Origin of the sequence: Candidatus Velamenicoccus archaeovorus, from assembly GCF_004102945.1 — a bacterium.
Taxonomy (GTDB): domain Bacteria; phylum Omnitrophota; class Gorgyraeia; order Velamenicoccales; family Velamenicoccaceae; genus Velamenicoccus; species Velamenicoccus archaeovorus.
Map to the genome: position 1 here is coordinate 1,940,107 of NZ_CP019384.1, position 23,275 is coordinate 1,963,381.

Below are 23,275 nucleotides of genomic sequence, written 5' to 3' on the forward strand. Positions count from 1 at the left end.
GCAAGATGTCATTGACGAAAAAACGTCGAAGAACTGAAACCCCGCGAACCTCACCCGCCGCTTACGGCGGACAGGAAATTCTGGCAAATGGGATGAATCAGGGGGCGCCGCCATATTTGATCTGGGAAATCTCAGAACGCCTGATGGTCATCTGTCCTTCGCCGCCGTTTTCAAAATACAGATGAAGGACCACCCCGCCATTATTTTCCGTCAGGATGCTGCCCTTGAAGACCAGGCCGTTGCGCAGGATGACCGTATCGAGATTCCTGGGCTCGGTCACGATCTTCATGTGTTTGAGCTGTTCCAGCCTCGGACGGATGATCTGCTGATAGGTAAGGCGATAAAGGAGGGTGACAGCCGCTGCAGCGAAGAGTGCCGCGGCCAAAAACATCGCGATACGCCGGAATTTCAAAAGACCGATGCGGCCGTAGGGAATGATCCTGTTGCGGCCCGTCTTTTTGGAAAAATACATCGCTTCGTCGGCGTTACGGATCATCTCGTCGGGTGTCCGGCCGTCTTGGGGAAAACCCGCGATCCCGCAGCTCACCGATACGCGGTAGAAGCGGTTTCCGTAAAGACACGGCCTGCGGCGCAAGTTGTGTTGGCATTGCCGCATGGCCGACAAGGCCTCCCTGACGGTCTTGCCGGGGAAGATAACGATGAATTCGTCGCCGCCATAGCGCAAGAAGAAAGACGGCCCTTCCAAAAAGGTCAACCGCAGCGTCGAGGTGGCGTATTTAAGGATCTCGTCGCCGAAAAGATGGCCGTATTTGTCGTTGTATTTCTTAAAGCGATCGATGTCGATCAGGGCGAGGGAAAACGGTTTGCCTTGCGCCGTGGAATCTGCCATCAGCTGCCGCAGATATGGTTCCAAGGCGTCTCTCTGGTAAAATCCGGTGAGGATATCTCTTGGGGCCTGGTCCAGCATGATCTGTCTGTTCGCTTCTTATCCGCGAAGACCGGGGTCCAGCTGTGTTGCGGTATCTGGAGCCCCACGGGTATAACCCGTAGGTCCTTTCCTGTCCGCCCCGGTGGGGCGACGTCCCGAACCGCCATGGTTATGCTAGCGGCCAAAGCCGCAGGCATTACCTATCCACGGGCGTAGCCTCGCCCGCCCAAAGCGGGCAGGGAATTCCGGCCAAGGGATTAAATTCGGGCGAAGAAGGGCCATGGGGGGCGTCACGGCCGGCCGCGCACGCCACGCGCCGGGCATAGACACACTACGCGAGGGAAGTCCCGGAATACCGGGTTCTTCTTGAGTTCTCCTGCGTTACCAGGTATGGTCTCTGACCCACTGGTCGGCGTTCTTGATGTCCCGGCCCATGCCCTTGACCGTTTCGCAGCCCAGGCAGAATAACATCAAAAACAACGCGCATACCAAAGGGACCAGCCTGAAAGCTCTTCGCGTCTTCATACGGATTTGTCCCGTTAGAGATAGGTCCCGTTAAGAATCACGATTTCTAACGGGATAGGTCGCCCCGGGGCGACCGCTTGTTTTCTGCAAACCCGACGGAACAACTTTCGCTTCCATCAACGTCAGGTGATAGATATTTACGGTTATCCGTTATCTCTAACGGGATTTGTTTTTGTAGAGCTGTATCGCGCGCTCTATCCTCTCCAATGTCCTGTCACGGCCGAGGGTCGCGATCATTTCGAACATACCCGGCCCGACGGTCTTGCCGGAAAGCGCCACGCGCAGAGGATGGATCAACTGCTTGGTCGACAACCCCATCTCTGCCGCCGTCCGCCGGAAATCCTCTTCAATGCGCGGCGGGCTAAAATCAGACAATTGGGCAAACCGCGACCGCAAAGCCCCGAAGGCGGCATTCAAGTCTTGGGCGAAAAACTTTTCGGCAGCCGCGGGATCCATGGCGACATCTTTGACAAAGAAAAATGCCATCGCATCGCTCAACTCCGCAAGCGTCGACGCCCGTTCTTTGAATAATTGTAATACATCCTCTAAATATTTTCCATCAAAATTGTTGTCGGAAATCAGGTTACGTTCTTTCAAGAACGGCTTGACGAGCTCGGCCAGTTCTTCGATAGGGCAACTCTTGATATACTGACTGTTGAGCCACAAGAGCTTGTTCATGTCAAATGTCGCTGCGGTCTTATTGGCATCTTGGATGTCGAATTTCGCGATCGCGTCCTTGAGCGCAATGATCTCCTGGTTGTTGCCGGGAGACCAACCCAGAAGCATAAGATAGTTCACCAGGGCCCCCGAGAGAAACCCCATGGACCTGTATTCGCTGATGGCGGTAGCGCCTGCGCGCTTGGACATGCGGCCGCCTCCAGCGCCCAGGATCATGGGGATATGGGCGAACTTCGGCAAAGGATACCCCAAGGCTTCGTAGAGCACGACCTGTTTAGGCGTATTGGAGATATGGTCGTCCCCGCGGATGATATGCGTGATCTGCATGGCGGCGTCGTCCACGACGCAGGCGAAATTGTAGGTGGGCGACTGGTCGGACTTGATCAGGACCTGGTCCTTGATGAGCCCCGTGTCGAACGTGATCTTGCCGTGGATCATGTCGTCGATCTCAAGTGTTTTTTGGGGCATCCGGAAGATCACCGCCCCAGAGCCGTCTTCGGCCTTGTAGGCGAGACCGGCATCCAGCAGCTTTTGGGCCACCTGGCGGTAGATGTCAAAGCGCTGACTCTGGTAATGCAGTTCATCCCAGTCAAGGCCCAGCCACTTGAGGGAAAAAAGGATCTCTTCGAGGTATTCTTTTTTTGACCGCGCCTGGTCGGTATCTTCGATGCGCAGAACAAAAGACCCCCCTTGCGCGCGGGCATAAAGCCAGTTGAACAAGCAAGTCCGCGCCCCGCCGATATGCAAGTATCCCGTCGGACTCGGTGCAAATCTCACACGCATGACAATCACTCCGTTCGTTGAGACGCCTTTGTCCCGCCAGAGAACTTTGTTCTCTAGCGGGATTTGTTTAGTTTTTGTGCAAAGAAAAAACCCTCTTCCAGGGCCCTCTTGTTGATGGCGACTAAATTCGGCCTGTGCGCCAGGACCTCCTCGATGGATTTCTCCATCGTCGAGAGGGCAATGATCTTTTTGAGGCCCAGATAAACACCGATGGCGATCGTGTTGGCCACCTTCTCCAGGCCCAGGTCGATCGCCATCTGCGTCAGGGGGGCCTTGACCACGCGCAGACGCCTGGATGTCCCCAGACACTGAGCCAGCGTCGCGTTAACCAAAAGAAGTCCTCCGGGCCGCAAGGCCGTGCGGAAACGTTTCAGCGAGGGATCGTTCATGACGATCAAGGAATCCGCCTTTTCGACCATCGGGGAAGCGATAGGGCCATCGGAGAGCACCACCATGCAATGGGCCGTGCCGCCGCGGACTTCCGCGCCGTATGACGGCAGCCAGGTCGCACTCTTGCCTTCCCGCAGGGCCGACATGGCAAGGATCTTGCCCATCGCCATGATGCCCTGTCCTCCAAAACCCGCACAAATGATTTTTTCTGTCATGGCTGCCTACTTAAGTTTGCCCAGCGGAAAATATTTTACCATCTCTTCGGAAATCCACCGCGCCGCAGCCGCCGGGGTCTTGTCCCAGTATGTCGGGCACATGGAGAGGACCTCGACAATAGAAAACCCTTTGTGTTCCATCTGGTTCATGAAAGCGTCTTTGATCGCCCGGCGGGTATTGAGGACCTCTTTGGGCGAGCTGACCGCGGTCCTCTCGACGGACACCACACCGCTCAAGAACGCCAGCATCTCCGATATCTTCAGGGGATAGCCTTCTGTCGCAGCCTGGCGGCCCCGCGGCGTTGTGGCCGTCTTCTGGTCCAAGAGCGTCGTCGGCGCCATCTGCCCGCCTGTCATGCCGTACACGGCGTTATTGACAAAAACAACGGTCAGGTTCTCCCCCCGGTTCGCCGCATGGATCGTCTCTGCCGTCCCGATGGCAGCCAGATCACCATCCCCCTGATACGTGAAGACGATCTTGTCGGGCTGCACGCGTTTGAGGCCCGTCGCCACGGCCAAAGCCCTGCCGTGCGCCGCCTCCGCGCAATCAATGTCCCAGTAATCGTAGGCCACGACCGCACACCCGACAGGCGCCACCGCAATAGTGGAGTTCCGGATACCCAGTTCGTCGATGACCTCTGCCACGAGGCGGTGCAGAATGCCGTGGCCGCAGCCGGGACAGTAATGCGTCACCACATCCGTCAGCGTCTGAGGCCTTAAATAACTCTTTGCCATCCTAGCGCCCCCTTTTTTTCAACGGCGCCGACAGGCACCGGAGGGTCTCTCGCTCGATCTGCGATTCCGTCGGGACGCCGCCGCCCGACCGGCCGTAAAAAGAAACGGCGGCGCGGCCCTCGACGCTCAAGCGGACGTCTTCGACCATCTGGCCGTAGGACATCTCGACAACAAGGAATTTTTTGACGCGGCGGCTGAGGTCTGCCAGGCGTTTTGACGGAAACGGCCAGAGCGTAACGGGCCTGAACAAACCGACCCTGCGGCCCTTGGCGCGCAGGCGGCGGACGACGGCCTCGGCAATGCGCGCCACAGAACCGTAGGCGACCACCGCCATCGTGGCGTCGTCCATGAATGTCTCGGCGTAACGGACTTCCCGCGCGGCGGCCCGGCGATACTTTTTCTGCAAGACAAGATTGTTCTTCTCGACATCGGGCCGCTTCATGAAGAGCGACCGGACGACGTTCGGCTTGCGGTCCCTGGCGCCGGTCAGGGCCCATGGTTTTTCGACGGCCGCCGGCGGAGCCAGCTCCTCGTCAAATGTCAACCCCTCCATCATCTGGCCGAGCAAGCCGTCGCTCAGGACCATGACCGCGATACGATAACGGTCCGCCAGCTCAAAACTCAATCGGGTCAGGTCAAAAGACTCCTGCACGCTGGCCGGCGCCAGAACGATCATATGATAATCGCCGTGGCCGCCGCCTTTCGTCGCCTGGAAATAATCCGACTGCGCCGGCCAGATGTTTCCCAGCCCCGGGCCGGCGCGCATGACGTTGATGATCACGGCGGGCAATTGGGCCCCTGAAATATAAGAAATCCCTTCCTGTTTAAGGCTGATGCCCGGCGACGAGGAACTTGTCATGACGCGCGCGCCGGCGGCGGACGCCCCATAAATCATATTGATGGCAGCGAGCTCCGATTCCGACTGAATAAAGATGCCGCCGCGCCGAGGCAGCTGGTCCGCCATATAAGCGGTCAGTTCATTTTGGGGCGTGATGGGGTAACCCGCATAAAATCTCAGGCCGGCGCGGATCGCCGCCTCCCCTATCGCCTCGTTGCCGGAACACAGGATCGTCTTTTTCATCCTATCCCTCTATCTCGATACAGGCATCCGGACACATCACAAAACACATGCCGCAGCCCGTGCAGTTGGCCGGGTCGATGACGACGGCCGGAAAGACGCCGGCTTCGTTTAAAGTCCCGTCGAGCTTCAGATTTTTCCTGGGGCACCAGACGATACAGAGCTGGCAGCTCTTGCACCTTTGCCTGTTGATCTTCAGTTTAGCCATAACCGCTATCTCCCCAGAGCTTCCCGGACGGCCGCCGCAATGCCTTCCGCACAGAGCCCATATTGCTTCAAAAGATCCTTGCGCTTGCCGAATGTGATGAAGGACACGGGCAAACCCAGGCACTTCACTTTCTTGGCGGATGTGAAGAGACGGCCATCGGCGCGCAAGGCTTCTAAAACACCACTGCCGAAACCTCCGGCCATAACGCCCTCCTCGACAGTCACAAGGGCCTCGGTCGCGTCATAAAGCTTCAAGACAAGTCCTTCGTCGATGGGTTTGGCAAAACGGGCGTTGACAAGCGTCACGCGGACGCCTTCTCTCGAAAGAATGTCCGCGGCATCCACGGCCACATCGACCATACTGCCCAGGGCCAAGATGGTAGCCACCCCGCCGTCCAGGAGGATCTCCGCCCGGCCCTGACGGACAGGGGCCACGGCAAAATTTTCCCTCCGGCAAGGCGCCGTCCCTCTCGGGTAACGGATCGCCACCGGCGTCGGACATTCAGAGGCAAACGCCAACATCGCTTCCAGGTCTTCCTTGTCCGCCGGCGCCATGACCGTCATGTTGGGCAGGTGCCTCAAGTAGCTGATATCGAACATGCCGTGATGCGTCGGGCCGTCTTCGCCGACGATTCCCGCCCTGTCGAGACACAAAACCACGCCAAGATTCTGAAGACATACTTCCTCCACTATCTGGTCGTAAGCCCTCTGCAGGAATGTCGAGTAAACCGCGACATAAGGCTTGAGGCCGGCCCGGGCCAGCCCTGCGGCAAACCCCACGGCATGCTGCTCGGCGATCCCGACGTCGAAAAAACGCTCCGGGAAAACCTTGGCAAAAGACGTCAGCCCCGTGCCCTCGGGCATGGCGGCGGTGATCGCCGCGATCTTTTTGTCTTTTTGCGCCAACGCCTGGAGCGCGGCGCTGAAGACATCCGTAAAACTCGCCTGGGGCTTCTCCTCCGGCGCAGCCACCTCGCCGGAAGCGATGTCAAAACAAGTCGTCCCATGGAAACGGACGGGCTGGTTTTCAGCCGGGGCGAACCCCTTGCCTTTTTTGGTGATGACATGCAAAAGAAGCGGTCCCTTGAGATGGGAGATGTTCTGAAGGGTGTCGATCAAAAGGGTCGTATTGTGACCGTCGAGCGGGCCGAAATACTTGAACCCCATCTCTTCAAAAAAAATCCCGGGGACGATCAGGCCTTTGAGCAGTTCTTCAAATTTGTCGGCGAGCTTCTGGAGTCTCGGGCCGATCCGGCCGAGGCGTTGTTTTAAAAATGCGTCCCGCGCGTCCTTGAAACGGTTATAGATGGGTCTGGAAATGATCTTGTTGAGATACGTGCTCAAGGCGCCCACGCTGGGGGCGATCGCCATGTCGTTGGAATTGAGGATGACGAGCATGTCTTTGCCGAGATGCCCGACGTGGTTAAGGGCCTCAAAACACATACCCCCTGTCAGGGCGCCGTCTCCGACGATCGCGACCACCTTCTCGTGTGTCTCCCGCAGGTCACGCGCAGCGGCGCAGCCGAACGCCAGGGAAACGGCCGTCGAGCTGTGCCCGGTGGTAAACGGATCGTAAACGGATTCTGTCCTGCAAGGAAAACCGCTCAGGCCATCCTTTTGCCTGAGGGTATCGAAACGCTCGTTGCGCCCCGTCAAGATCTTGTGCGCATAGGCCTGGTGGCCGACATCCCAGATGATGATGTCCTCGGGCGCTTGAAAACAATAATGGACGGCGATGGCCAGCTCGACGGCGCCGAGGCTCGACGCCAAGTGCCCGCCGGTTTTGGAGACGACGCCGATGATGCGGCTGCGGACTTCCGCAGCCAGCTCCGGCAGCTTGTCCCGGGGGATCTTTTTTAAATCTTGCGGCGAACGGATAGTTTCCAAAAACATGGGCCCCTAGGCTTCCTCTTCGAACGGCTTGATTTTGAGCTTGCCGTCTTTTGTCTTGGCAACGACCTCGATCTTCTTCCTCATGCCATCCAAAGTCTTAAGGCAATGGTCGGCCAGCTTGACGCCTTCTTCAAACTTCTCAATGGACTTTTCCAGCGAAATTTTTTCGGAATGAAGGTCATCGATGATCTTCTCCAGCTTCTTGAGGCTTTCTTCGAATCCCATAATGCCCTCGGCGTGTTATTGTTGCATCTCTATGCGATGACCTCTTCCACCCGGCTCAGGAACTCCCCTTTTGCGAGCCGCGTCTTCAACCGGTCCCCTGTTTTCAACTGGTCTGTACGGCGTATGGCCGTGCGGCCGTCCTCGGCCATCGTCACACTATAGCCCCGTCTCAAAATGGCCAGGGGATTGAGCGCTTCCAGCTCGCGGCAGAAACCGTCAACCTCGAGCTTTTTGGCCTCAAATCTGTTCTGCAGGGCGCGCCGCATCTCCTCGCAAAGATCGTCGATGTGCTGGCTCTGCTGGGGCACGACGTCGACGAGGCTGCGCCAGAGATGTTTCACCAGCTGATCAATGCGCTCCCGCAGTTCCGTCTCGACAGGCATTACCATCTCCGCCGCCGCCGAAGGCGTCGGCGCCCTTTTGTCGGCCACGAAATCGGCAATCGTATAATCCGTCTCGTGGCCGACGGCCGAAACTACAGGAATGCCGGACGCAGCGATGGCGCGCGCGACCCGTTCTTCGTTAAAGCTCCAAAGGTCTTCGAGGCTCCCGCCGCCGCGCGCCAAAATGATCACATCCGGCTGACCCCATGCGTTGAATTCCTCAACAGCCCGGGCGATCTCTTCGGCCGAGCCCTCCCCCTGCACGCGCACAGGGTTGATGACGACGCGGGCCCGCGGAAAACGCCTCTCCAAAACCTGGAGGATATCGCGGATGACCGCGCCTGTCGGCGAGGTGACGACGCCGATCGTCTCGGGCAGAAAAGGCAAGGGTTTTTTACGCGCCTCGTCGAACAACCCTTCCTGGGCCAGCCGGACCTTCAGCTGTTCGAAGGCCATCTGCAAGGCGCCTGTGCCCTTGGGCTGCAGGGTGTCGACATAAAGCTGGTACTGGCCGTCACGTCCGTAAACGCCTATGCGGCCCGACGCGACCACGTGCATGCCGTCTGCAAGGGCGCATTTCAGGCGCGCGGCCGCGTTGCGGAACAAAACGCAGCGCAAAGTGCTCTGGGCGTCCTTCAGGCTGAAATAGCTGTGGCCCGAACCGGGAGAGCGCAGATTGGAAACCTCCCCCTCCACCCATACTTCCTGGAAAATATTCTCCAGGACTTCTTTCAAATCATGCGTCAGTTCACTGATCGTCAGGATCTTGGGCATCTTCAGTCTTGGGGGCAAAATGTTCCTGAATGCGCTCGATACGCACGGCCTTACCCGTGGCCGGGTCAATCTCGATGACGGCGCCATGCAGTTGGATGTCGCCTGTGCCCAGCTCAAATCTCGTCGGCATCCCTGTGAGAAAGCGCTCAATGATCTTGTCTTTGCTGCGGCCGATCACCGAATCATACGGTCCGGTCATCCCGGCGTCCGTGAGATACGCTGTGCCGCGGGGCAGGATCTTTTCGTCGGCCGTCTGGATATGCGTGTGCGTGCCCAGGACCGCCGACACCTCTCCGTCCAAAAACCAGCCCATCGCGACCTTTTCCGACGTCGCCTCCGCATGCAAATCAACGATGATCACAGACGTCTCTTTCCGGAGCACCTTGATCTCTTCCTGGATGATGCGGAACGGCGACTCCACCATCGCGTCGATAAAAACGCGGCCCAAAAGACAAATGACGCCCACCTTGGCGCCGGCCTCGGTCTTGAAAACCGTGCTGCCGTGCCCCGGCGTCATCTTGGGAAAATTCAACGGCCGCAGGATATTGGTCTGGGTATGCAGGAGATCCACGATCTCGGGCCGGCGCCAGACATGATCGCCCGACGTCAGGACATCGCATCCCGACTGAAACAGGTCGCGCGCGACGCGCTGCGTGATGCCGGAGCCGCCGGCGGAATTTTCGGCATTGGCGATGACCACATCGATGCCGCGGGCCTTGCGCAAGCCAGGCAGGAGCCCTTTGACGGCGGCGCGGCCCGGAGAACCGACAATATCACCGATAAATAAGATTTTCATAAACAACTATTGGTGTGTCGACGTATCAAACGATCAGGGTGTCGGAGTTAAAACTTTTCAACCGCAACCTTTTCCTGTTCAATTGTCATCTTTCTCTGACACTATGACTCTCTGATACCGTCTTTTCTTATTTTGCGTATTCAATCGCACGCGTTTCGCGGATCACCGTGACTTTGATCTGCCCCGGGTATTCCATGCCTTCCTCGATCTTCTTGCGGATGTCGCGCGCCAGGACCGTGGTGTCGGTATCGTTGATCTTCTCCGGCTGCACGATGACGCGGATCTCGCGCCCCGCCTGGATCGCAAACGATTTCTCAACGCCCTTGAAGACATTGGCGATGGATTCCAGCTTTTCCAGGCGCTTGACGTAGGTCTCCAGCGTCTCGCGCCGTGCGCCCGGCCGGGCCGCGCTGATGGCGTCGGCGGCGGCGGCCAGAACGCCGTAGAGGCTGGTCTTCTCGACCTCTTCATGGTGCGCCTCGATGCCCTGCACGACGATGTCCGTCTCGCCGAACTTGCGCGCCATCTCGGCGCCGAGCTTGGCGTGGGTGCCTTCGACCTGTTGATCCAGCGCCTTGCCGATATCATGCAGGATGCCGATGCGTCGAGCGACTTTGGAATCAAGGTCCAGCTCGTCGGCCATGACACCCATGAGAAGCGCCACTTCCTTGGAATGCTGCAGGGCGTTCTGCCCGAAACTCGTCCGGTATTTCAGGCGGCCGATCATCTTGACCAACTCCGGATGGACGCCGTGCACCCCGATATCAAAAAGGACTTTTTCACCCTCTTCCTTGATCTTGACCTCCATCTCCTTCTTGACCTTCTCAACCACCTCTTCGATGCGGCCGGGATGGATACGTCCATCGGAAATAAGACGCTCCAGCGAGATCCTGGCGACCTCGCGGCGCACGGGGTCGAACCCCGACAGCATGACCGCTTCCGGCGTATCATCGATAATCACATCGATACCTGTTGCCATCTCGAAGGCGCGGATATTGCGGCCTTCCCGGCCGATGATCCGCCCTTTCATCTCATCGGAAGGCAAGGACACAAGGCTCACCGTAGACTCCACGGCGTGCTCGACCGCGCAGCGCTGGATCGCATGCGCGACGATCTCGCCGGCCTTCTTGTCGGCCGTTTCCTTGATCTCGTCTTCCGCCTTCTTGATAAGGACGGCCTTCTCCCTGTTAAGCTCCCCGTCGAGACGGGACAACAAAAGCACCTTCGCTTCTTCGGGAGACATGTTGGAAATCTTGTGCAACCTCTCTTTTTCCTCGGCCAGGAGCTTGTTCAATTCGTCTTCCTTGGCCCTGAGCGCCCCTTCCTGGTTTTTGATCTGGTGCGTCTTATCGTCGAGTTCCCGCTCCTTCTTCTCCAAAAGATCCACGCGGCGCTCGAGATTCGTCTCGCGCAACGCCATGCGTTTCTCCAGGGTTGCGATTTCTTCGCGGCGCTCCTTAGTCTCTTTTTCAAAATCCTGACGCATCCGCAAAAGCTGGTCTTTAGCATTCAGGTCGGCTTCCTTGCGGATCGTTTCCACCTCTTTTTTGGCGCCGTCGATGATCGCCTTCGCCTCGAGGTGGGCGTTCTTTATCTTCTGCTCCCCCATCGCCCGGCGAAGGATGAAATACAGAAAAACGAGGACCGAGCCGGCGACGAGAAAAACAGCTGCCATGACGAATACGTTATTTCCTGTGGACATTGCTTGCCCCTCCTATCACGAACCCGCTTTGACGAACATGCATGCGGGATTGTCGGGCCGGAATTCATGATGCGCCGGCGCCTCAAGTTAAGCAAAAAGGACCGTCGTGACGGAAAGATCGTGAGGCTCGAGAGGCGGGAAATCCTCGAGGATCTGAAAAGCGAAGGCAAGACCGACAGTCGGCACGTCCTTGGGAAGACGACCCAGGAACCTATCGTAATATCCGTGGCCCCGGCCCAGCCGATTGCCGGCCCTGTCAAAGGCCAGGCCCGGCACGATCACCAGGTCAATATCGTTCAACCCCACAGGTCGGATATATTCTTCTTTGGGATGGCGGATGCCGAACGGACCGCACGTCAATTCGGCATCGTAATCCACAAGGAGCGACGGCACGATATCGCGCGTCTCCCTGCGGATCACGGGAACCGCAACCCTTTTGCCTTGCTTCATGGAATCTCTGATCATGCTCACTGTATCTACTTCTCCGTCGAGCGAAAGGTAAAACAGGACCGTTTTTGCTTTTAAGTAGTGCTTCAACGAAAAAAGCTTTTTGGCAATCTCCCTGCTTTTCCTAAACCTGTCTTCCTCCTTATGGCTTTTCAGCTTTTTTAACAACTCCAGCCTTATTCTCTTCTTCTTCTCTTGGATCATTAACTTTGCCTATAACAGGTGATTACCCTACACCTGGCCTCATCGGGGAGGCCAGTGCGCCGCTTTCTGCGGCGCAAAATCAACTCCGTAGCTTCGGCAAAACTTTGTTTTGCCAGGCCGTAAATTTTCCCGACTAGCCGTGGAAAAATTTACAAGCGCCTAAGCAAGGAGTTACTCCTAACTATTGCCCCTGCTTCTTGCGGTAATCTTCGATGGCCGCGCGCAGGGCCTCTTCAGCCAAAACAGAACAGTGCATCTTGACCTTCGGTAAGCCCCCGAGGGCCTCGGCCACGGCCTTGTTGGAGATTTGCAAGGCCTCGTCGATCGTCTTGCCACGGACGAGGTCCGTCACCATGGAGCTGGTCGCAATCGCCGCGCCGCAACCAAAGGTCTTGAACTTCGCATCGACGATCCGGCCGTCCTGGACCTTGATGTACAGGCGCATAATGTCTCCACATATGGGATTGCCGACATTGCCGATACCGTTGGCGTCCGGCAGCTCCCCGACATTGTGCGGGTTCAGGAAGTGCTCCATCACCTTTTCACTGTATTGAGTATTATCCATAAGCTTACCTGGAACGTATTTTATTAAGGTAACACATCCGCCGCCGGCTGTCAAATCCTGCCGCACACCCTCCAGTCAGGCCAAAGGGCCTATCGCGGCGGCTTTTTTAAACACGGATGTCCTTGGCCGGCTTGAGGGATTTCCTGTAGTCCCTTGGCGCCATGATATTTTTCATAACATCCAGTCTGCCTTTAGTTTTTAGCTGTTCGTAAATCAAAATCCAGGCGCAATCACGGTCGCGGTCGACCTCGCACTTGCCCTTTATTGAGCCTCCGCAAGGGCCGTTCCTCAAAGACTTGCTGCAACGCGTGACCGGGCATATTCCTCCTGTCAGATCGAGGACGCATTCGCCGCAGGTGCTGCAGACTTCCCGGAAAGACCCATCGGGATTGACAAGCGCCGCAAAGAGGCTGTCGCACCCCGGAAAAACATCCAGGCCCAGCCGATCGTTATCCTTCGTGCACTGGACGCCTGAGCCGCATGCCAAAACTAAAATCGCGTCGCTCGCCTTCAAGGCGGCCCTGTTTTTGGCAAAAGCGGTCTTGATCTGAGCGGCCACACACGCCGTCTCCGGGACGACAAAACCCGCGACCTCCTTGCCATGGGCCTTCAGCACACCCGCCATCGCTTTCACCTCGGGCTCGCCGCCGGTCTTGCATGTCGCTGCGCAGTCCCCGCAACCGACGATGAAAACATTCTTTTTATCAGCCAGGACTTTCAAAATGTCGTCGGGGGTTTTCTGTTTAGTAATGATCATGGTCTCTCCTAAAATGCCAAATCCCTAATTCCAAATGCCTTGATGTCAAAAGCTTTTTAAATTCCGCCATTAAGACACTGGGGCTTTATTCGTCATTCGGATTTCGGAATTAGACATTCCCTTTTCAAGCTATTCTCGAATCCTTGGTTTTTAGTGAACCTTGGTGCTTGCCTGCCTGCCGGACAGGCAGGGAATTTTCGCCTTCTCTTCGCAGATTCTCAAGGCGCTCTTTTATCTTCTTCTCGTAGCCGGTGTCCTGCGGATCATAAAACCTCATCTTCACAGGCATGTACTCTTGCCGGATGTAGTGCTTCGGGTAGTCGTGCGGATATTTGTAGCCTTGGCCGCGGGCAAGCTTGCCGGCCCCGGAATAATTCGCATCGCGCAGGTGCGCCGGCACGGGCTGGACCGGCTTTGAGGCGACTTCCTTCAAGGCTTTCTCGATCCCCAGATAGGCGGCGTTGGACTTGGGCGCACACGCCACATAGACGGCGGCCTGCGCCAGGGGGATCCTTGCTTCCGGCATGCCGATAAATTCAGAAACAGCGAACGCCGCCTCGGCCAGGACAAGCGCCTGGGGATCGGCATTCCCCACGTCCTCAGCCGCGCAGATGCAGATCCTTCGGGCGATAAACCTCGGATCTTCCCCGCCATAGATCATCTTGGCCAGCCAATAGAGTGTGGCGTCGGGATCCGAACCGCGCATCGATTTGATAAACGCAGAGATGGTGTCGTAATGCTCATCCTCGCCCCGGTCGTAGAGGATCGACTTCTTCTGGACGGACTCTTCGGCATCCTTGAGCGTAAACGTCATGGCCTTGGGCCCGGCATGGCGCTTGCCTTTGATGCCGATCTCCAAAGCGTTCAGCACCCTGCGTGCGTCTCCGCCGGCGATGTCGGCCAGGAATTCCAGGGCCTTGGGCTCGGCCTTGACCCGGAAAAGCCCCAACCCCCGACGGGAATCGCGCAAAGCGCGCTCCATGATCTTGAGAAGGTCGTCTTTTGTCAGAGATTTAAACTCAAAAATAAGCGAGCGGGAAACAAGGGGCGTCGTGAGGGCGAAAAACGGATTCTGCACGGTCGCGCCGATCAACGTCACGCTGCCGTCCTCAATATCCGGCATGAGGACGTCCTGCTGGGACTTGCTGAAACGGTGTATCTCGTCGACAAAAAGGATCGTCTTGTGGCCGCTGGTCTGGCGGCGCAATTTGGCCTGCTTGATGGCACGCCGCAATTCCTCGACGTTGGACGCCACGGCATTAAGCTGCTCGAAATGGGCATGCGTGACCTGGGCGATGCAACGGGCCAGCGTCGTCTTCCCCGTTCCCGGCGGCCCGAAAAAGATGACGGAAGAAAGACTGTCGGCCTCGATAGCCTTCCTTAAAAGAGATCCGGGCCCCAGAATGTGTTCCTGCCCGACAAATTCCTCAAGGCTTGCGGGCCGCATGCGGCTGGGGAGAGGCTCGTGAGGCAAGGGTTCGTTTGTTGGGACGCCAGAATTGTCTTTGGAGAAAAGGTCGGAGGTCGTGCTGGGGTTCTTGTGTTTCTTGGGCATGTCTATGTCAATCTTAAACGGCGAAGGAACAATCTGTGTAATCTGTCTTTCAATCTGTGGCATCACGGCCGAAGGCCCACCCGCCATAAAACGCGGCGGGCACCCCGACAAGCGCGCTGAAATCTTGAAGATTTCAGCGGTCGGCCCTTCGGGCGGTTCTTTGGTTTGAATCAACCCAAGAACCTGGTTTTTCGCAGACGCCTCGCCGTCGCCGAAGCTGCGAGTTGTGTTGTTTTAAAACAACACAACTCCTCTGCTCAAAAAAAATCCCCGCATTTGCCGTCAGCTAGGTGGTCTGAACCCAACGTTCAGGTGGGCGTCCTCAGAAGCGGCCCGCAGGCACGCCTGAATATGGACTCCCGTGTGATTGGTGTTGGTTCAACAATCATCAATCGCCGACGAGCACCGCAGGGATTTATTATCCCATATCCTTCGCATCTATGATTATACCATAGACCCGGTCGGGCTTCAACCCCCGCCCCTGCCCCTGTCGGAAAAATTTTCTTTGAATGCCTTAGCGCAGCGTCAGAGACAGCTCGCCCGTCAGTCCGTCAAGGACGGATTGATGGACAGGATTGATCTCGGCATCCGTCAGCGTCCGGTCCTCACGGCCGTATTCCAGGGAAATCGTCAATGCGGCGCTGGCGCGCGGCAATTCCTTCCCCTGATAAAGGTCCGCCAGGCAGACGCGGCGCAGATACCCTTCGGCTTTCTTGCGGATCAAGCTTTCGATCCGGTCGTAGCGGACGCCGGGGCCGGCCAGGACGCTGATGTCGCGCAAGACCGACGGCGTCTGCGCCAAAGGCTTAAACAGTTTCCTGAAATGTGCCGGGGCCGCCAGCGCTGCAATATCCACCTCTGCCAGATAAATATCTTTTTTAACCTTGATGCCCCAATGGCGACGAACGGATTCCGCAACCTTCCCGAAAACAGCCACCCTTTTTTGTCCGACGACAAAACAGCCGCCCATCTGCGGCTCAAAATAAGGACGAGGGGCATCTTCCAAAACGGCGGGTCCGGCCCCGGAAATCCTGATGACCTCCTCCACAATGCCTTTAAGATCATAGAGACTGTAGCGTTGCGATTCCTTGTCCCAGGCCGACCGCCGGTTACCGCACAGCAAAACACCGAGACTCGCCGTCTCCCGATGCCCCTCAAAGACGCTGGCGGACTCGAAAATCTCGAAATCGACGTTCCCCTTGTTCAGGTTGGAGGCCGCGCACGCCAGCAGGCTGGGGATGAGTGTCGAACGCAAGAGCGAACAATCCTGGCTCAGGGGATTTTCCAGGCACAACGCATCCTTGGCGATCTCCAAAGACGTTTTCTTGTAATCCTCCGGACTGCCCAGGCTATAGGTGATGATTTCCTTGAGCCCCATGCGCACCAGCTGCTCCTTGACAAGGGCTTCCAGCTGCCAAACAGCGGGCCTCTCCATGACAAAAGGCCTGATCGCCGGATGCGTCAGAGGGATCCTGTCGTAGCCATAGATACGGGCTATCTCTTCGGTGATGTCTTCCTTGCTTTTGACATCCCGGCGGAATCCCGGGACGTCGATCGCCAGCTTGCCGCGGCCGGCGCGGTGCACGCCGAACCCGAGATGACCCAGGATCCGGACGGCCTCATTGTCCTTAATGTCGAGGCTTAAGATCTCCCGCGCTTCCCCGACATCATAAGAAATCTTCTGCGGGGCCCTTGTCTTGGCGCTGCCCGATTGTTTGACGGCAGCCAACGTCCCCGCGCAAAGCTCGCAGAACATCCCGGCAGCCCTCTCCATCGCCATCCGCGCCGTCGGAACATCGACGCCGCGCTCAAAACGGTAGGAAGCATCCGTCGTGACGCCCAGGAGACGCGCGCCGCGCCGGATAAGCACAGGATCGAAAACAGCGCTTTCCAGAAGGATATCCTTGGTGGCGCCGGAAACCTCGCTCTCCTGGCCGCCCATGATGCCGGCCGCCGCCAAGGCGCGATGGCGGTCGGCGATCACCAGGACTTGCGGAGTCAACTTCTTTGTCGTGCCGTCGATCAAGGAAAGCTCCTCCTTATCCCTGGCCCGGCGCACGACAATAGAGGCGCCCTGGATCTTTGCAAAATCAAAAGCGTGCAAGGGTTGACCGTATTCCAACAAGCAATAATTCGTGATATCGACGACATTATTGACGCTACGCAGGCCCAGCGTCTCCAGCCGATTGCGCAGCCACGCCGGGGACGGCCCTACCTTGACCTGACGGACAAGGGCGCCGTAATAAAGCCGGCAATCCGCTTCATCCCTGATCTCGATGGAAAAATCGTCCGCCCCGGAGGAATTCTTGAGCGCCCTGTGCGGCGCCGGGCGCATCTTTATTTCCAGAAGCGCCGCCACCTCGCGCGCGATGCCGCGCACAGAGAGCCAGTCAGGACGGTTAGACGTCGCCTCGATGTCATAGACCCAGTCTCCGCCGGCTTCCTCAAGAGAAGCGACGGTCAGGCCCGCCATGCTCAAACGTTCCGAGAGTTTTTCCGGCGGAATCTTGATGTCGACGAATTCTTTAAGCCAGGAATATGAAACTTTCATTAATTTTGCCTATAATTAGGTTTTTTCCTTACAAAATTAACTCCGCAGCTTGCGCAGGAAATTTTCCGGCTGGCCGGGCTCCGCCCGGACGAGCCGTGGAAAAATTTACAAGCGTATAAGCAAGGAGTTAGCGCTTATTCCTTAATTTTGCCTATAATTAGGTTTTCCTTACACCTGGCCCTATCGGAAAGGCCAGTGCGCCGCTTTCTGCCTGCCTGTCAAAGACAGGCGAGCAAAATTAAAACTGTTCCAAAAACCTTATGTCGTTCTCAAAAAACAACCGGATGTCGTTGACGCCGTATTTCAGCATGGCCACGCGCTCGACACCCATCCCGAAAGCAAACCCCCGCCACTTCTTTTCGTCGAGGCCTGCGGATTTAAAGACATGGGGATGGACCATGCCGCACCCGAGGATTTCCAGCCAACCGCTCTTTTTGCAGACGGAGCACCCCTGGCCTTTGCAGGCGAAGCACGAGATGTCCACCTCGGCCGAAGGCTCGGTAAAAGGAAAGAAGCTCGGCCGGAAGCGCATGCGGGTCTCGGCACCGAACATCTCTTTGGCAAAGGCGATCAAGACCCCTTTGAGGTCCGAAAAACGGATGCCTTTGTCGACGGCAATGCCCTCGACCTGATGGAACATGAACGAGTGCGACGCATCCACGGCGTCCGGCCGGTAGACCCTGCCGGGGACGACGACCGCCATGGGCGGCGGACAGGTTTTAAGCGCGCGGATCTGGGCGGGCGACGTGTGGCTGCGCAGAAGTTTCTTTTCGCGGCCCGAGAAGCCCGACCGCGATACGTCAAAAGGCCGCAGGTAAAACGTATCGAAGGCGTCGCGCGAAGGATGGTCCAGCGGGATATTCAAGGCCTCAAAATTATGAAATTCCGTCTCGGCTTCGGGCCCCTTGAAAACCCTGAAACCCAAGCGTGAGAAGGCCCCGCAAATCTCGCCCTCCACCTGGCTCAACAGATGGAGCCTTCCCGACAGAGGGGTCTTGCCGGGAAGCGTGATATCGACAAAGTCCTTCGCCGCGCCTGCCGCGGCAGCGGCAAGGCCGGTTTCTTTTTCGGTAAAAAGCGCCTCGAGGTTCTTTTTGAGCTCGTTGACCCCGGCGCCGAAAGAGCGGCGCTCTTCGGCCGACAGCGTCGGGATGCGGCCCATCAGATCCTGCACAACGCCCTTGCGCCCCAGGTATTTAATACGCAGGGCGTCGAGCGATTCCTTCTGCGCACACACCCCTATTTGCGCGCGCGCTTCTTCAAGAATATGCGCACCATCAAAAGACATATCAAAACTCCCAATAAAACCGCCAGAACAAGGATTTTTCTGTCATCCAGGTCTTCTATGATCTGCTGGCCTGGCTCGACGACCAAAAGATCCTGCGCGTGAATATCCAAACCCCCGCCATGCTCGGGGCAGGCCCTGTGAAAAATGCCGTGCAGCCGGATGCGATCGCCGGAACATTTATAACTGCCCGCGTGTTCAATCTTCTCCGCCAGCACCGCCGGCACCCAGACGCCGATGGCATTGTCTCCGTCGTAAACATTGATCCATGCGTGGTCGCCGCGCCGCAGGACCTCGCCGATGACCTCGCCGCCGTAAAGCACATGGGCGCCGTCAAAAAGCTTGGCCTCTGCAATCAATTCCTGGGAAGAAGCGGCCTGGCACAGTCTCCCCATCGCCAGGAAAATCACAACCGCAGCCAGACAAAAACCAAGACGACGCTTCATCACTTCCCCCGGATGCAAGAAACGATAAAACCGCCGAGCACAAGCACCGAAACAAATTCAAGACGGCCGGCCCACATCTGGATGATATAGACGACTTTTAAAAACACCGGCATCCCCACCTGCGTGATCCCGCAAGAAAGGCCCACATTACCCGCCGCCGAGGTCGATTCAAACAAAGATTCCAACAGAGGATAGCCGGCGAAACAGGCAGCGGCCGTCCCAAAAAGATACACCAAGACATAAGCGATTGTCATCAACGCGGCCGATCTGACCAACTTGTCGTCCAGAAACATATCCTTGAGATGGTGGAACTTGGTAGAGACAACGGACGAATCGGACATCAAGAATCTCTTGACGTCCTCCCGGAACGCCTTGGCGATCAGACCGATCCTCAGCATCTTGATGCCGCCCGTCGTCGAACAAATGCTCGCCCCCATGCCCATGGCCACAATGATCGCCAAAAGCGCCAAAGACTTCCATTCGAGAATAAACTGCGGCGAGTAAATCGTCGAGAAACCCGTCGTCGTGTGCGCCGAAATGATCTGATAAAGCCCCCTGCGAACCAAACCGATTATTGTGCCGTAGACGTGCCCTTTGGCCAGGGCTGCGGCGGCCAGAAGTGTCACCAGACCCAGCGTGATCACAAAAGTCCTGACCTCGATATCCTTCCAAAGTTCTTTGCGCTTGCCGTTCCAGATGGCGTAGTGAAGATTAAAATTGATCGCCCCCCAAACCATGACAATAATGGTGCCAAATTCAAAAAGCCCGTCTTGGTAATAAATGATGCTCTGGGACTGCGGAGAAAAGCCTCCCGTATCAAAAGCGGCCATAAAAATACAAGCGCCGTGAAAAACCGCTTCGCGCAGAGAAAGGCCCGCGGAAAGATGACCGCAAAGCGCCAAAAGCAATGTGCCCACGACGAAATATACCAGGCTCACCAGCCAGATGAATTTTGCCGTCTCGGCGACATTTGGAAGGATCTTCTCGTCCCGGCCTTCGCCCACATACATCCGAAAGGCGCCTGCTCCCCCTTTGACCAAAAAAGAAAGCGCGACGACGACAATCCCCTGCCCGCCCAAAAACATCATCAGGTGTCTCCAGAAATTCGCACCGTGCGAAAGATGGTCCAGGTCCTGGACGAGACTAAGCCCAGTGGTGGCCAAGGCTGACATAGACTCAAAGCAGGCGTCGAGAAATGTTTTCCAGTGACCGCTCAGGTACAGCGGGATGGCCCCCAGGACCATACACACAAGCCAGCCCAAAGAAACAACCACCATCCCATGCATCCAGTTCATTTCGGGGTGCTTATCAAGACGCGCCACAAGGATGCACAGGACCCCTGTACTGATAGAGGCAATGAGACCGATGGCAAAATCAACGACAGGAACCGTTTCGCCGAACATAACGGAAACGGCCACAGGCAGAACCATCATCATGCCAAACCCCAGAATGATCTTTCCGAGGAAATGGAGGATGATGCGAATGTCCAGGGTTTGAGGTTTGAGGATCATCGGTAGATCAAGAAGGCGACCCCGCAGATCACCAGGCCCCACAGAACGATTGCCGCGGCAAAAACCATTTCAAAACAAATCCCGACGATGATGTTGGCAATGCTCCGGATGCGGTTCATTTGAGATCTCCGATCAGCGCCCGCAACAACTGCTGTTCGTTCTCAACGAGGGTCAGGGCGATGATATCGTCCCCTGGAGCCAAGACCGTGTTGCCTTTGGGAACAACAACCTCGTCCTTACGGATGATAGAAACAAGGACCGAATCCGGAGGCAGGACGAGCTCGTTCAAATTCTTGTGTATGGCTGGGGAATCGTCGGTAAGATCAACGCGCACGATAGCCAGCTTCCCCCGCTTGAAGCTCATCAGATTGACAAAATCGGTAAAGGAGACTTCTTCTTCGATCATCTTGGCGATGATCTTGGTCGCGTCGATCGGGACGTCGATGCCGAGCTCGTTGAACGTATGTTCATTGGCCGGGTCGTTCACGCGGGCGACGGTGCGCTTGATGCCGAACTTTTCTTTGGCCAATTGGCAGATGACAAGGTTATCCTCGTCCTCTCCGGTCACGGCTGCGATGACGTCCGCGCGCTCGATATGCGCCTCTTCCAGGAAGCGCGGCTCGCAGGCATCGCCGTTGACGATGATCAAATTAAGCGTCTGGGACAACTTCTGGCAGACGTCCTTGCTTTTTTCTACGACGACGACTGTATGTTTGTCTTCCAGGAGCCTCTGCGCCAGGAAATGCCCGACCTTCCCCGCTCCAGCCACGATAATATACATAAAACCTCTTTAGGCCTGATCGGCCCCAAACATCTTTTTGACCTTATCGATACTTCCGGTCCTGACGATGCCGTAAATCCGGTCCCCTTTATCGATATGCGTGTCCGGCAAGGGCATGAGGATGTCTCTGCCGTGCTGATCGCACCTCTTGACGATCGTGCAAACGAGGAATTCGTTGGGCAGCGTGATGTCGGAAACAACCTTCCCCGCCGTCTTGTCGTCCACGTCCAGCTCGATGACGCCCAGGTCGCCCGTCTCGATCAGAAAGCTCGACAGGCGCTTGTCCATCAACTTGTCGCGGATCATGGAGGCAAACAGGACAGTGCCGCTCAAAACCTCCAGGCCCAGCGTCTCATAGATATGGGCCCTGGCCGAATCGTAGACGCGGGCGATGACGCGCTTGACCTTGAATATCTTCTTGGCGACCTGGGACGCCATGATGTTGGTGTTATCGCCGTTCGTCAGGCTGCAAAAGGCGTCAGCCCGGTCGATACCGCTCTGGCGGAGAACGTCAAGCTCAAAGCCGTTGCCGACGATGGTCAGGCCGTTGAAAGAAGGCCCCAGCTTATTGAAGGCCTCCAGCTTCTTGTCCACCACCACCACATTGTGTCCTTCGTCGGACAGGAGCGTGGCCACCTGTGCGCCCACGCGTCCGCATCCTACAATGACGACATACATAATTTGCCCTCTGGATCTTTTTGTCTGCGAATTACCCAGCACGAATTTTACCGATGCATCTCCCCTAAGAAGTAAAATTTGTGCTGGGTCAAATTCCGGCAACTAACTTAGCAGCACTTCGTTCGCTAAGCTAGGCCGTCATTTGACCTTTGGCGATCTCCACCAGCTTCAAAAAAGCCGCATTATCATTCACCGCCATCTCGGCAATGATCTTGCGGTCCAAAGAAACATTGGCCTTGCGCAGGCCATTGATGAGTCTGGAGTAGGTCGTACCGGCCTGGCGGCATGCCGCGTTGATCCTGGCGATCCACAAGCTCCGAATCTCTCTCTTCTTGGCCCTGCGGTCGCGCGTGGCATAGCTTCTGGCCCTGTCAACGGCCTCCTTGGCCATACGGTAACGCCGGCTGCGGTCCCCCCGGCGCCCCTTAGCCTCCTTCATGATCCTTTTTTTGCGGGCCCGTGAGGCCACGTTCGGTTTCACTCTAGCCATATGGCAACATCCTCCTTATACGCCTTGCCTCGACGGTGCTGACGAGGGCGGAACGTCTTAAATGACGCTTGCGCTTGCGTGTTTTTTTTGTCAAAATATGCCCCTTGAATGCCCGGGTCCTTTTCAGCTTTCCCCTGGCCGTCGTCTTGATTCTTTTTGCGACGGATTTATTTGTCTTTAACATGCCTTCTCCTTGCTTAAAGTCGGTGGTCGGCAAAAATTCCCCAAACTGTCTACTCTCTACTGACTACTGTCTACTTTTTTTACTTGGGTGCGACCACAATCGTGATGAAGCGCCCTTCGAACATCGGCCCGCTTTCGACGACACCGGCCTCCTGTGCATCCGCAACGAAACGGTCCACCACGCGGCGGCCGATCTCTTTATGCGCCATCTCGCGGCCGCGGAACATCAGCGTCACCTTCACCTTGTTGCCTTCCTTCAAAAACTCGAGCATATGCTTGAGTTTGATATGATAATCGTGCTCCTCGATGTTCGGCTTGACCCGGATCTCCTTGAGCTGAAAATGCTTCTGGTGCTTCTTGGCCTCTCTCTCCCGTTTTTCCTGCTCGTATTTATACTTGCTGAAATCCATGATACGGCAGACGGGCGGCTTCACCTGCGGCGCCACCTCAACCAAGTCCAGCTCATATTTTGTTGCCAAATCCAGGCCGGTCTTAACGGAAACGATCCCCAGCTGCTCGCTGTTCGGCCCGATCACACGTATCTCCGGA

General features: G+C 56.7%; 26 protein-coding genes and 1 other RNA gene. All 27 read right to left on the reverse strand.

Annotation, left to right across the window (positions count from 1 at the left end):
• Positions 1 to 97: 97 nt before the first annotated feature.
• The gene (locus BU251_RS09155) at positions 98 to 928 is read right to left on the reverse strand and encodes a GGDEF domain-containing protein (RefSeq protein WP_128700880.1); all 831 of its coding nucleotides are present in this window, start codon (positions 926 to 928) and stop codon (positions 98 to 100) included.
• Between the two features lie 342 nt (positions 929 to 1,270).
• Entirely contained in the window at positions 1,271 to 1,414 is a 144-nt protein-coding gene (locus BU251_RS09480) for a hypothetical protein (RefSeq protein WP_164908952.1), read from the reverse strand.
• 156 nt (positions 1,415 to 1,570) lie between these two features.
• Positions 1,571 to 2,869: a glutamate--tRNA ligase gene (gene gltX / locus BU251_RS09160; protein ID WP_164908953.1), complete on the reverse strand. Its 1,299-nt coding sequence runs from the start codon at positions 2,867 to 2,869 to the stop codon at positions 1,571 to 1,573.
• 59 nt (positions 2,870 to 2,928) lie between these two features.
• The gene (locus BU251_RS09165) at positions 2,929 to 3,480 is read right to left on the reverse strand and encodes a 2-oxoacid:acceptor oxidoreductase family protein (RefSeq protein ID WP_128700882.1); all 552 of its coding nucleotides are present in this window, start codon (positions 3,478 to 3,480) and stop codon (positions 2,929 to 2,931) included.
• A 6-nt stretch (positions 3,481 to 3,486) separates the two neighbouring features.
• Positions 3,487 to 4,215 (reverse strand): thiamine pyrophosphate-dependent enzyme, encoded by a 729-nt coding sequence (locus BU251_RS09170; protein ID WP_128700883.1) that lies wholly within the window; start codon positions 4,213 to 4,215, stop codon positions 3,487 to 3,489.
• A 1-nt stretch (position 4,216) separates the two neighbouring features.
• Positions 4,217 to 5,296 carry a 3-methyl-2-oxobutanoate dehydrogenase subunit VorB gene (locus BU251_RS09175; protein ID WP_128700884.1) on the reverse strand — a complete coding sequence of 360 codons (1,080 nt, stop codon included), beginning with the start codon at positions 5,294 to 5,296 and terminating at the stop codon, positions 4,217 to 4,219.
• Position 5,297: 1 nt separating this feature from the next.
• Positions 5,298 to 5,501 carry a 4Fe-4S dicluster domain-containing protein gene (locus BU251_RS09180; protein ID WP_228767810.1) on the reverse strand — a complete coding sequence of 68 codons (204 nt, stop codon included), beginning with the start codon at positions 5,499 to 5,501 and terminating at the stop codon, positions 5,298 to 5,300.
• Positions 5,502 to 5,506: 5 nt separating this feature from the next.
• Complete coding sequence (dxs, locus tag BU251_RS09185; RefSeq protein WP_128700885.1) at positions 5,507 to 7,393, reverse strand: 1-deoxy-D-xylulose-5-phosphate synthase; 1,887 nt, start codon at positions 7,391 to 7,393, stop codon at positions 5,507 to 5,509.
• Positions 7,394 to 7,399: 6 nt separating this feature from the next.
• Complete coding sequence (gene xseB / locus BU251_RS09190; protein WP_128700886.1) at positions 7,400 to 7,618, reverse strand: exodeoxyribonuclease VII small subunit; 219 nt, start codon at positions 7,616 to 7,618, stop codon at positions 7,400 to 7,402.
• A 29-nt stretch (positions 7,619 to 7,647) separates the two neighbouring features.
• Positions 7,648 to 8,775 (reverse strand): exodeoxyribonuclease VII large subunit, encoded by a 1,128-nt coding sequence (gene xseA, locus BU251_RS09195; RefSeq protein ID WP_128700887.1) that lies wholly within the window; start codon positions 8,773 to 8,775, stop codon positions 7,648 to 7,650.
• Positions 8,750 to 9,571: a TIGR00282 family metallophosphoesterase gene (locus BU251_RS09200; RefSeq protein ID WP_128700888.1), complete on the reverse strand. Its 822-nt coding sequence runs from the start codon at positions 9,569 to 9,571 to the stop codon at positions 8,750 to 8,752. Before BU251_RS09200 ends, xseA begins: the two co-directional genes overlap by 26 nt.
• Before the next feature lie 127 nt (positions 9,572 to 9,698).
• A complete protein-coding gene (rny, locus tag BU251_RS09205) occupies positions 9,699 to 11,273 on the reverse strand; it encodes a ribonuclease Y (RefSeq protein ID WP_128700889.1) in 1,575 nt (524 codons plus the stop codon).
• A gap of 87 nt (positions 11,274 to 11,360) precedes the next feature.
• The gene (locus tag BU251_RS09210; protein ID WP_128700890.1) at positions 11,361 to 11,924 is read right to left on the reverse strand and encodes a 5-formyltetrahydrofolate cyclo-ligase; all 564 of its coding nucleotides are present in this window, start codon (positions 11,922 to 11,924) and stop codon (positions 11,361 to 11,363) included.
• Between the two features lie 181 nt (positions 11,925 to 12,105).
• The gene (gene nifU, locus BU251_RS09215) at positions 12,106 to 12,489 is read right to left on the reverse strand and encodes a Fe-S cluster assembly scaffold protein NifU (protein WP_128700891.1); all 384 of its coding nucleotides are present in this window, start codon (positions 12,487 to 12,489) and stop codon (positions 12,106 to 12,108) included.
• Between the two features lie 106 nt (positions 12,490 to 12,595).
• A complete protein-coding gene (locus BU251_RS09220; RefSeq protein ID WP_128700892.1) occupies positions 12,596 to 13,246 on the reverse strand; it encodes a methylenetetrahydrofolate reductase C-terminal domain-containing protein in 651 nt (216 codons plus the stop codon).
• Positions 13,247 to 13,370: 124 nt separating this feature from the next.
• Entirely contained in the window at positions 13,371 to 14,864 is a 1,494-nt protein-coding gene (locus BU251_RS09225) for a replication-associated recombination protein A (protein WP_228767811.1), read from the reverse strand.
• A gap of 200 nt (positions 14,865 to 15,064) precedes the next feature.
• Positions 15,065 to 15,218: non-coding RNA, 6S RNA (ssrS, locus tag BU251_RS09230), on the reverse strand.
• Between the two features lie 97 nt (positions 15,219 to 15,315).
• Positions 15,316 to 17,352: a phenylalanine--tRNA ligase subunit beta gene (gene pheT, locus BU251_RS09235; protein ID WP_128700893.1), complete on the reverse strand. Its 2,037-nt coding sequence runs from the start codon at positions 17,350 to 17,352 to the stop codon at positions 15,316 to 15,318.
• Positions 17,353 to 17,590: 238 nt separating this feature from the next.
• Entirely contained in the window at positions 17,591 to 18,640 is a 1,050-nt protein-coding gene (gene pheS / locus BU251_RS09240) for a phenylalanine--tRNA ligase subunit alpha (RefSeq protein WP_128700894.1), read from the reverse strand.
• Positions 18,592 to 19,083, reverse strand: coding sequence for a DNA-binding protein (locus BU251_RS09245; protein ID WP_128700895.1), 492 nt, complete (start codon positions 19,081 to 19,083; stop codon positions 18,592 to 18,594). Before BU251_RS09245 ends, pheS begins: the two co-directional genes overlap by 49 nt.
• Positions 19,083 to 20,594, reverse strand: a complete 1,512-nt coding sequence (locus BU251_RS09250) for a TrkH family potassium uptake protein (protein WP_128700896.1) — start codon at positions 20,592 to 20,594, stop codon at positions 19,083 to 19,085. Before BU251_RS09250 ends, BU251_RS09245 begins: the two co-directional genes overlap by 1 nt.
• A complete protein-coding gene (locus BU251_RS09605) occupies positions 20,591 to 20,713 on the reverse strand; it encodes a hypothetical protein (RefSeq protein WP_275405391.1) in 123 nt (40 codons plus the stop codon). The genes BU251_RS09250 and BU251_RS09605 overlap by 4 nt, the downstream gene beginning before the upstream one ends.
• Positions 20,710 to 21,375, reverse strand: coding sequence for a potassium channel family protein (locus tag BU251_RS09255; protein ID WP_128700897.1), 666 nt, complete (start codon positions 21,373 to 21,375; stop codon positions 20,710 to 20,712). Before BU251_RS09255 ends, BU251_RS09605 begins: the two co-directional genes overlap by 4 nt.
• Positions 21,376 to 21,384: 9 nt before the next feature.
• Positions 21,385 to 22,053, reverse strand: a complete 669-nt coding sequence (locus tag BU251_RS09260; RefSeq protein WP_128700898.1) for a potassium channel family protein — start codon at positions 22,051 to 22,053, stop codon at positions 21,385 to 21,387.
• A 130-nt stretch (positions 22,054 to 22,183) separates the two neighbouring features.
• Entirely contained in the window at positions 22,184 to 22,543 is a 360-nt protein-coding gene (gene rplT, locus BU251_RS09265; protein WP_128700899.1) for a 50S ribosomal protein L20, read from the reverse strand.
• Positions 22,536 to 22,727 (reverse strand): 50S ribosomal protein L35, encoded by a 192-nt coding sequence (rpmI, locus tag BU251_RS09270; protein ID WP_128700900.1) that lies wholly within the window; start codon positions 22,725 to 22,727, stop codon positions 22,536 to 22,538. Before rpmI ends, rplT begins: the two co-directional genes overlap by 8 nt.
• Positions 22,728 to 22,806: 79 nt before the next feature.
• Positions 22,807 to 23,262: a translation initiation factor IF-3 gene (gene infC, locus BU251_RS09275; protein ID WP_228767812.1), complete on the reverse strand. Its 456-nt coding sequence runs from the start codon at positions 23,260 to 23,262 to the stop codon at positions 22,807 to 22,809.
• Positions 23,263 to 23,275 lie beyond the last annotated feature (13 nt).

Bases quoted from the DNA above. Each gene is read 5' to 3' on its own strand.
- BU251_RS09155 (WP_128700880.1), bottom strand. From the start codon at position 928: ATGCTGGACCAGGCCCCAAGAGATATCCTCACCGGATTTTACCAGAGA.
- BU251_RS09480 (WP_164908952.1), bottom strand. From the start codon at position 1,414: ATGAAGACGCGAAGAGCTTTCAGGCTGGTCCCTTTGGTATGCGCGTTG.
- BU251_RS09165 (WP_128700882.1), bottom strand. From the start codon at position 3,480: ATGACAGAAAAAATCATTTGTGCGGGTTTTGGAGGACAGGGCATCATG.
- BU251_RS09170 (WP_128700883.1), bottom strand. From the start codon at position 4,215: ATGGCAAAGAGTTATTTAAGGCCTCAGACGCTGACGGATGTGGTGACG.
- BU251_RS09175 (WP_128700884.1), bottom strand. From the start codon at position 5,296: ATGAAAAAGACGATCCTGTGTTCCGGCAACGAGGCGATAGGGGAGGCG.
- BU251_RS09180 (WP_228767810.1), bottom strand. From the start codon at position 5,501: ATGGCTAAACTGAAGATCAACAGGCAAAGGTGCAAGAGCTGCCAGCTC.
- dxs (WP_128700885.1), bottom strand. From the start codon at position 7,393: ATGTTTTTGGAAACTATCCGTTCGCCGCAAGATTTAAAAAAGATCCCC.
- xseB (WP_128700886.1), bottom strand. From the start codon at position 7,618: ATGGGATTCGAAGAAAGCCTCAAGAAGCTGGAGAAGATCATCGATGAC.
- xseA (WP_128700887.1), bottom strand. From the start codon at position 8,775: ATGCCCAAGATCCTGACGATCAGTGAACTGACGCATGATTTGAAAGAA.
- BU251_RS09200 (WP_128700888.1), bottom strand. From the start codon at position 9,571: ATGAAAATCTTATTTATCGGTGATATTGTCGGTTCTCCGGGCCGCGCC.
- rny (WP_128700889.1), bottom strand. From the start codon at position 11,273: ATGTCCACAGGAAATAACGTATTCGTCATGGCAGCTGTTTTTCTCGTC.
- BU251_RS09210 (WP_128700890.1), bottom strand. From the start codon at position 11,924: ATGATCCAAGAGAAGAAGAAGAGAATAAGGCTGGAGTTGTTAAAAAAG.
- nifU (WP_128700891.1), bottom strand. From the start codon at position 12,489: ATGGATAATACTCAATACAGTGAAAAGGTGATGGAGCACTTCCTGAAC.
- BU251_RS09220 (WP_128700892.1), bottom strand. From the start codon at position 13,246: ATGATCATTACTAAACAGAAAACCCCCGACGACATTTTGAAAGTCCTG.
- BU251_RS09225 (WP_228767811.1), bottom strand. From the start codon at position 14,864: ATGCCACAGATTGAAAGACAGATTACACAGATTGTTCCTTCGCCGTTT.
- pheT (WP_128700893.1), bottom strand. From the start codon at position 17,352: ATGAAAGTTTCATATTCCTGGCTTAAAGAATTCGTCGACATCAAGATT.
- pheS (WP_128700894.1), bottom strand. From the start codon at position 18,640: ATGTCTTTTGATGGTGCGCATATTCTTGAAGAAGCGCGCGCGCAAATA.
- BU251_RS09245 (WP_128700895.1), bottom strand. From the start codon at position 19,083: ATGAAGCGTCGTCTTGGTTTTTGTCTGGCTGCGGTTGTGATTTTCCTG.
- BU251_RS09250 (WP_128700896.1), bottom strand. From the start codon at position 20,594: ATGATCCTCAAACCTCAAACCCTGGACATTCGCATCATCCTCCATTTC.
- BU251_RS09605 (WP_275405391.1), bottom strand. From the start codon at position 20,713: ATGAACCGCATCCGGAGCATTGCCAACATCATCGTCGGGATTTGTTTT.
- BU251_RS09255 (WP_128700897.1), bottom strand. From the start codon at position 21,375: ATGTATATTATCGTGGCTGGAGCGGGGAAGGTCGGGCATTTCCTGGCG.
- BU251_RS09260 (WP_128700898.1), bottom strand. From the start codon at position 22,053: ATGTATGTCGTCATTGTAGGATGCGGACGCGTGGGCGCACAGGTGGCC.
- rplT (WP_128700899.1), bottom strand. From the start codon at position 22,543: ATGGCTAGAGTGAAACCGAACGTGGCCTCACGGGCCCGCAAAAAAAGG.
- rpmI (WP_128700900.1), bottom strand. From the start codon at position 22,727: ATGTTAAAGACAAATAAATCCGTCGCAAAAAGAATCAAGACGACGGCC.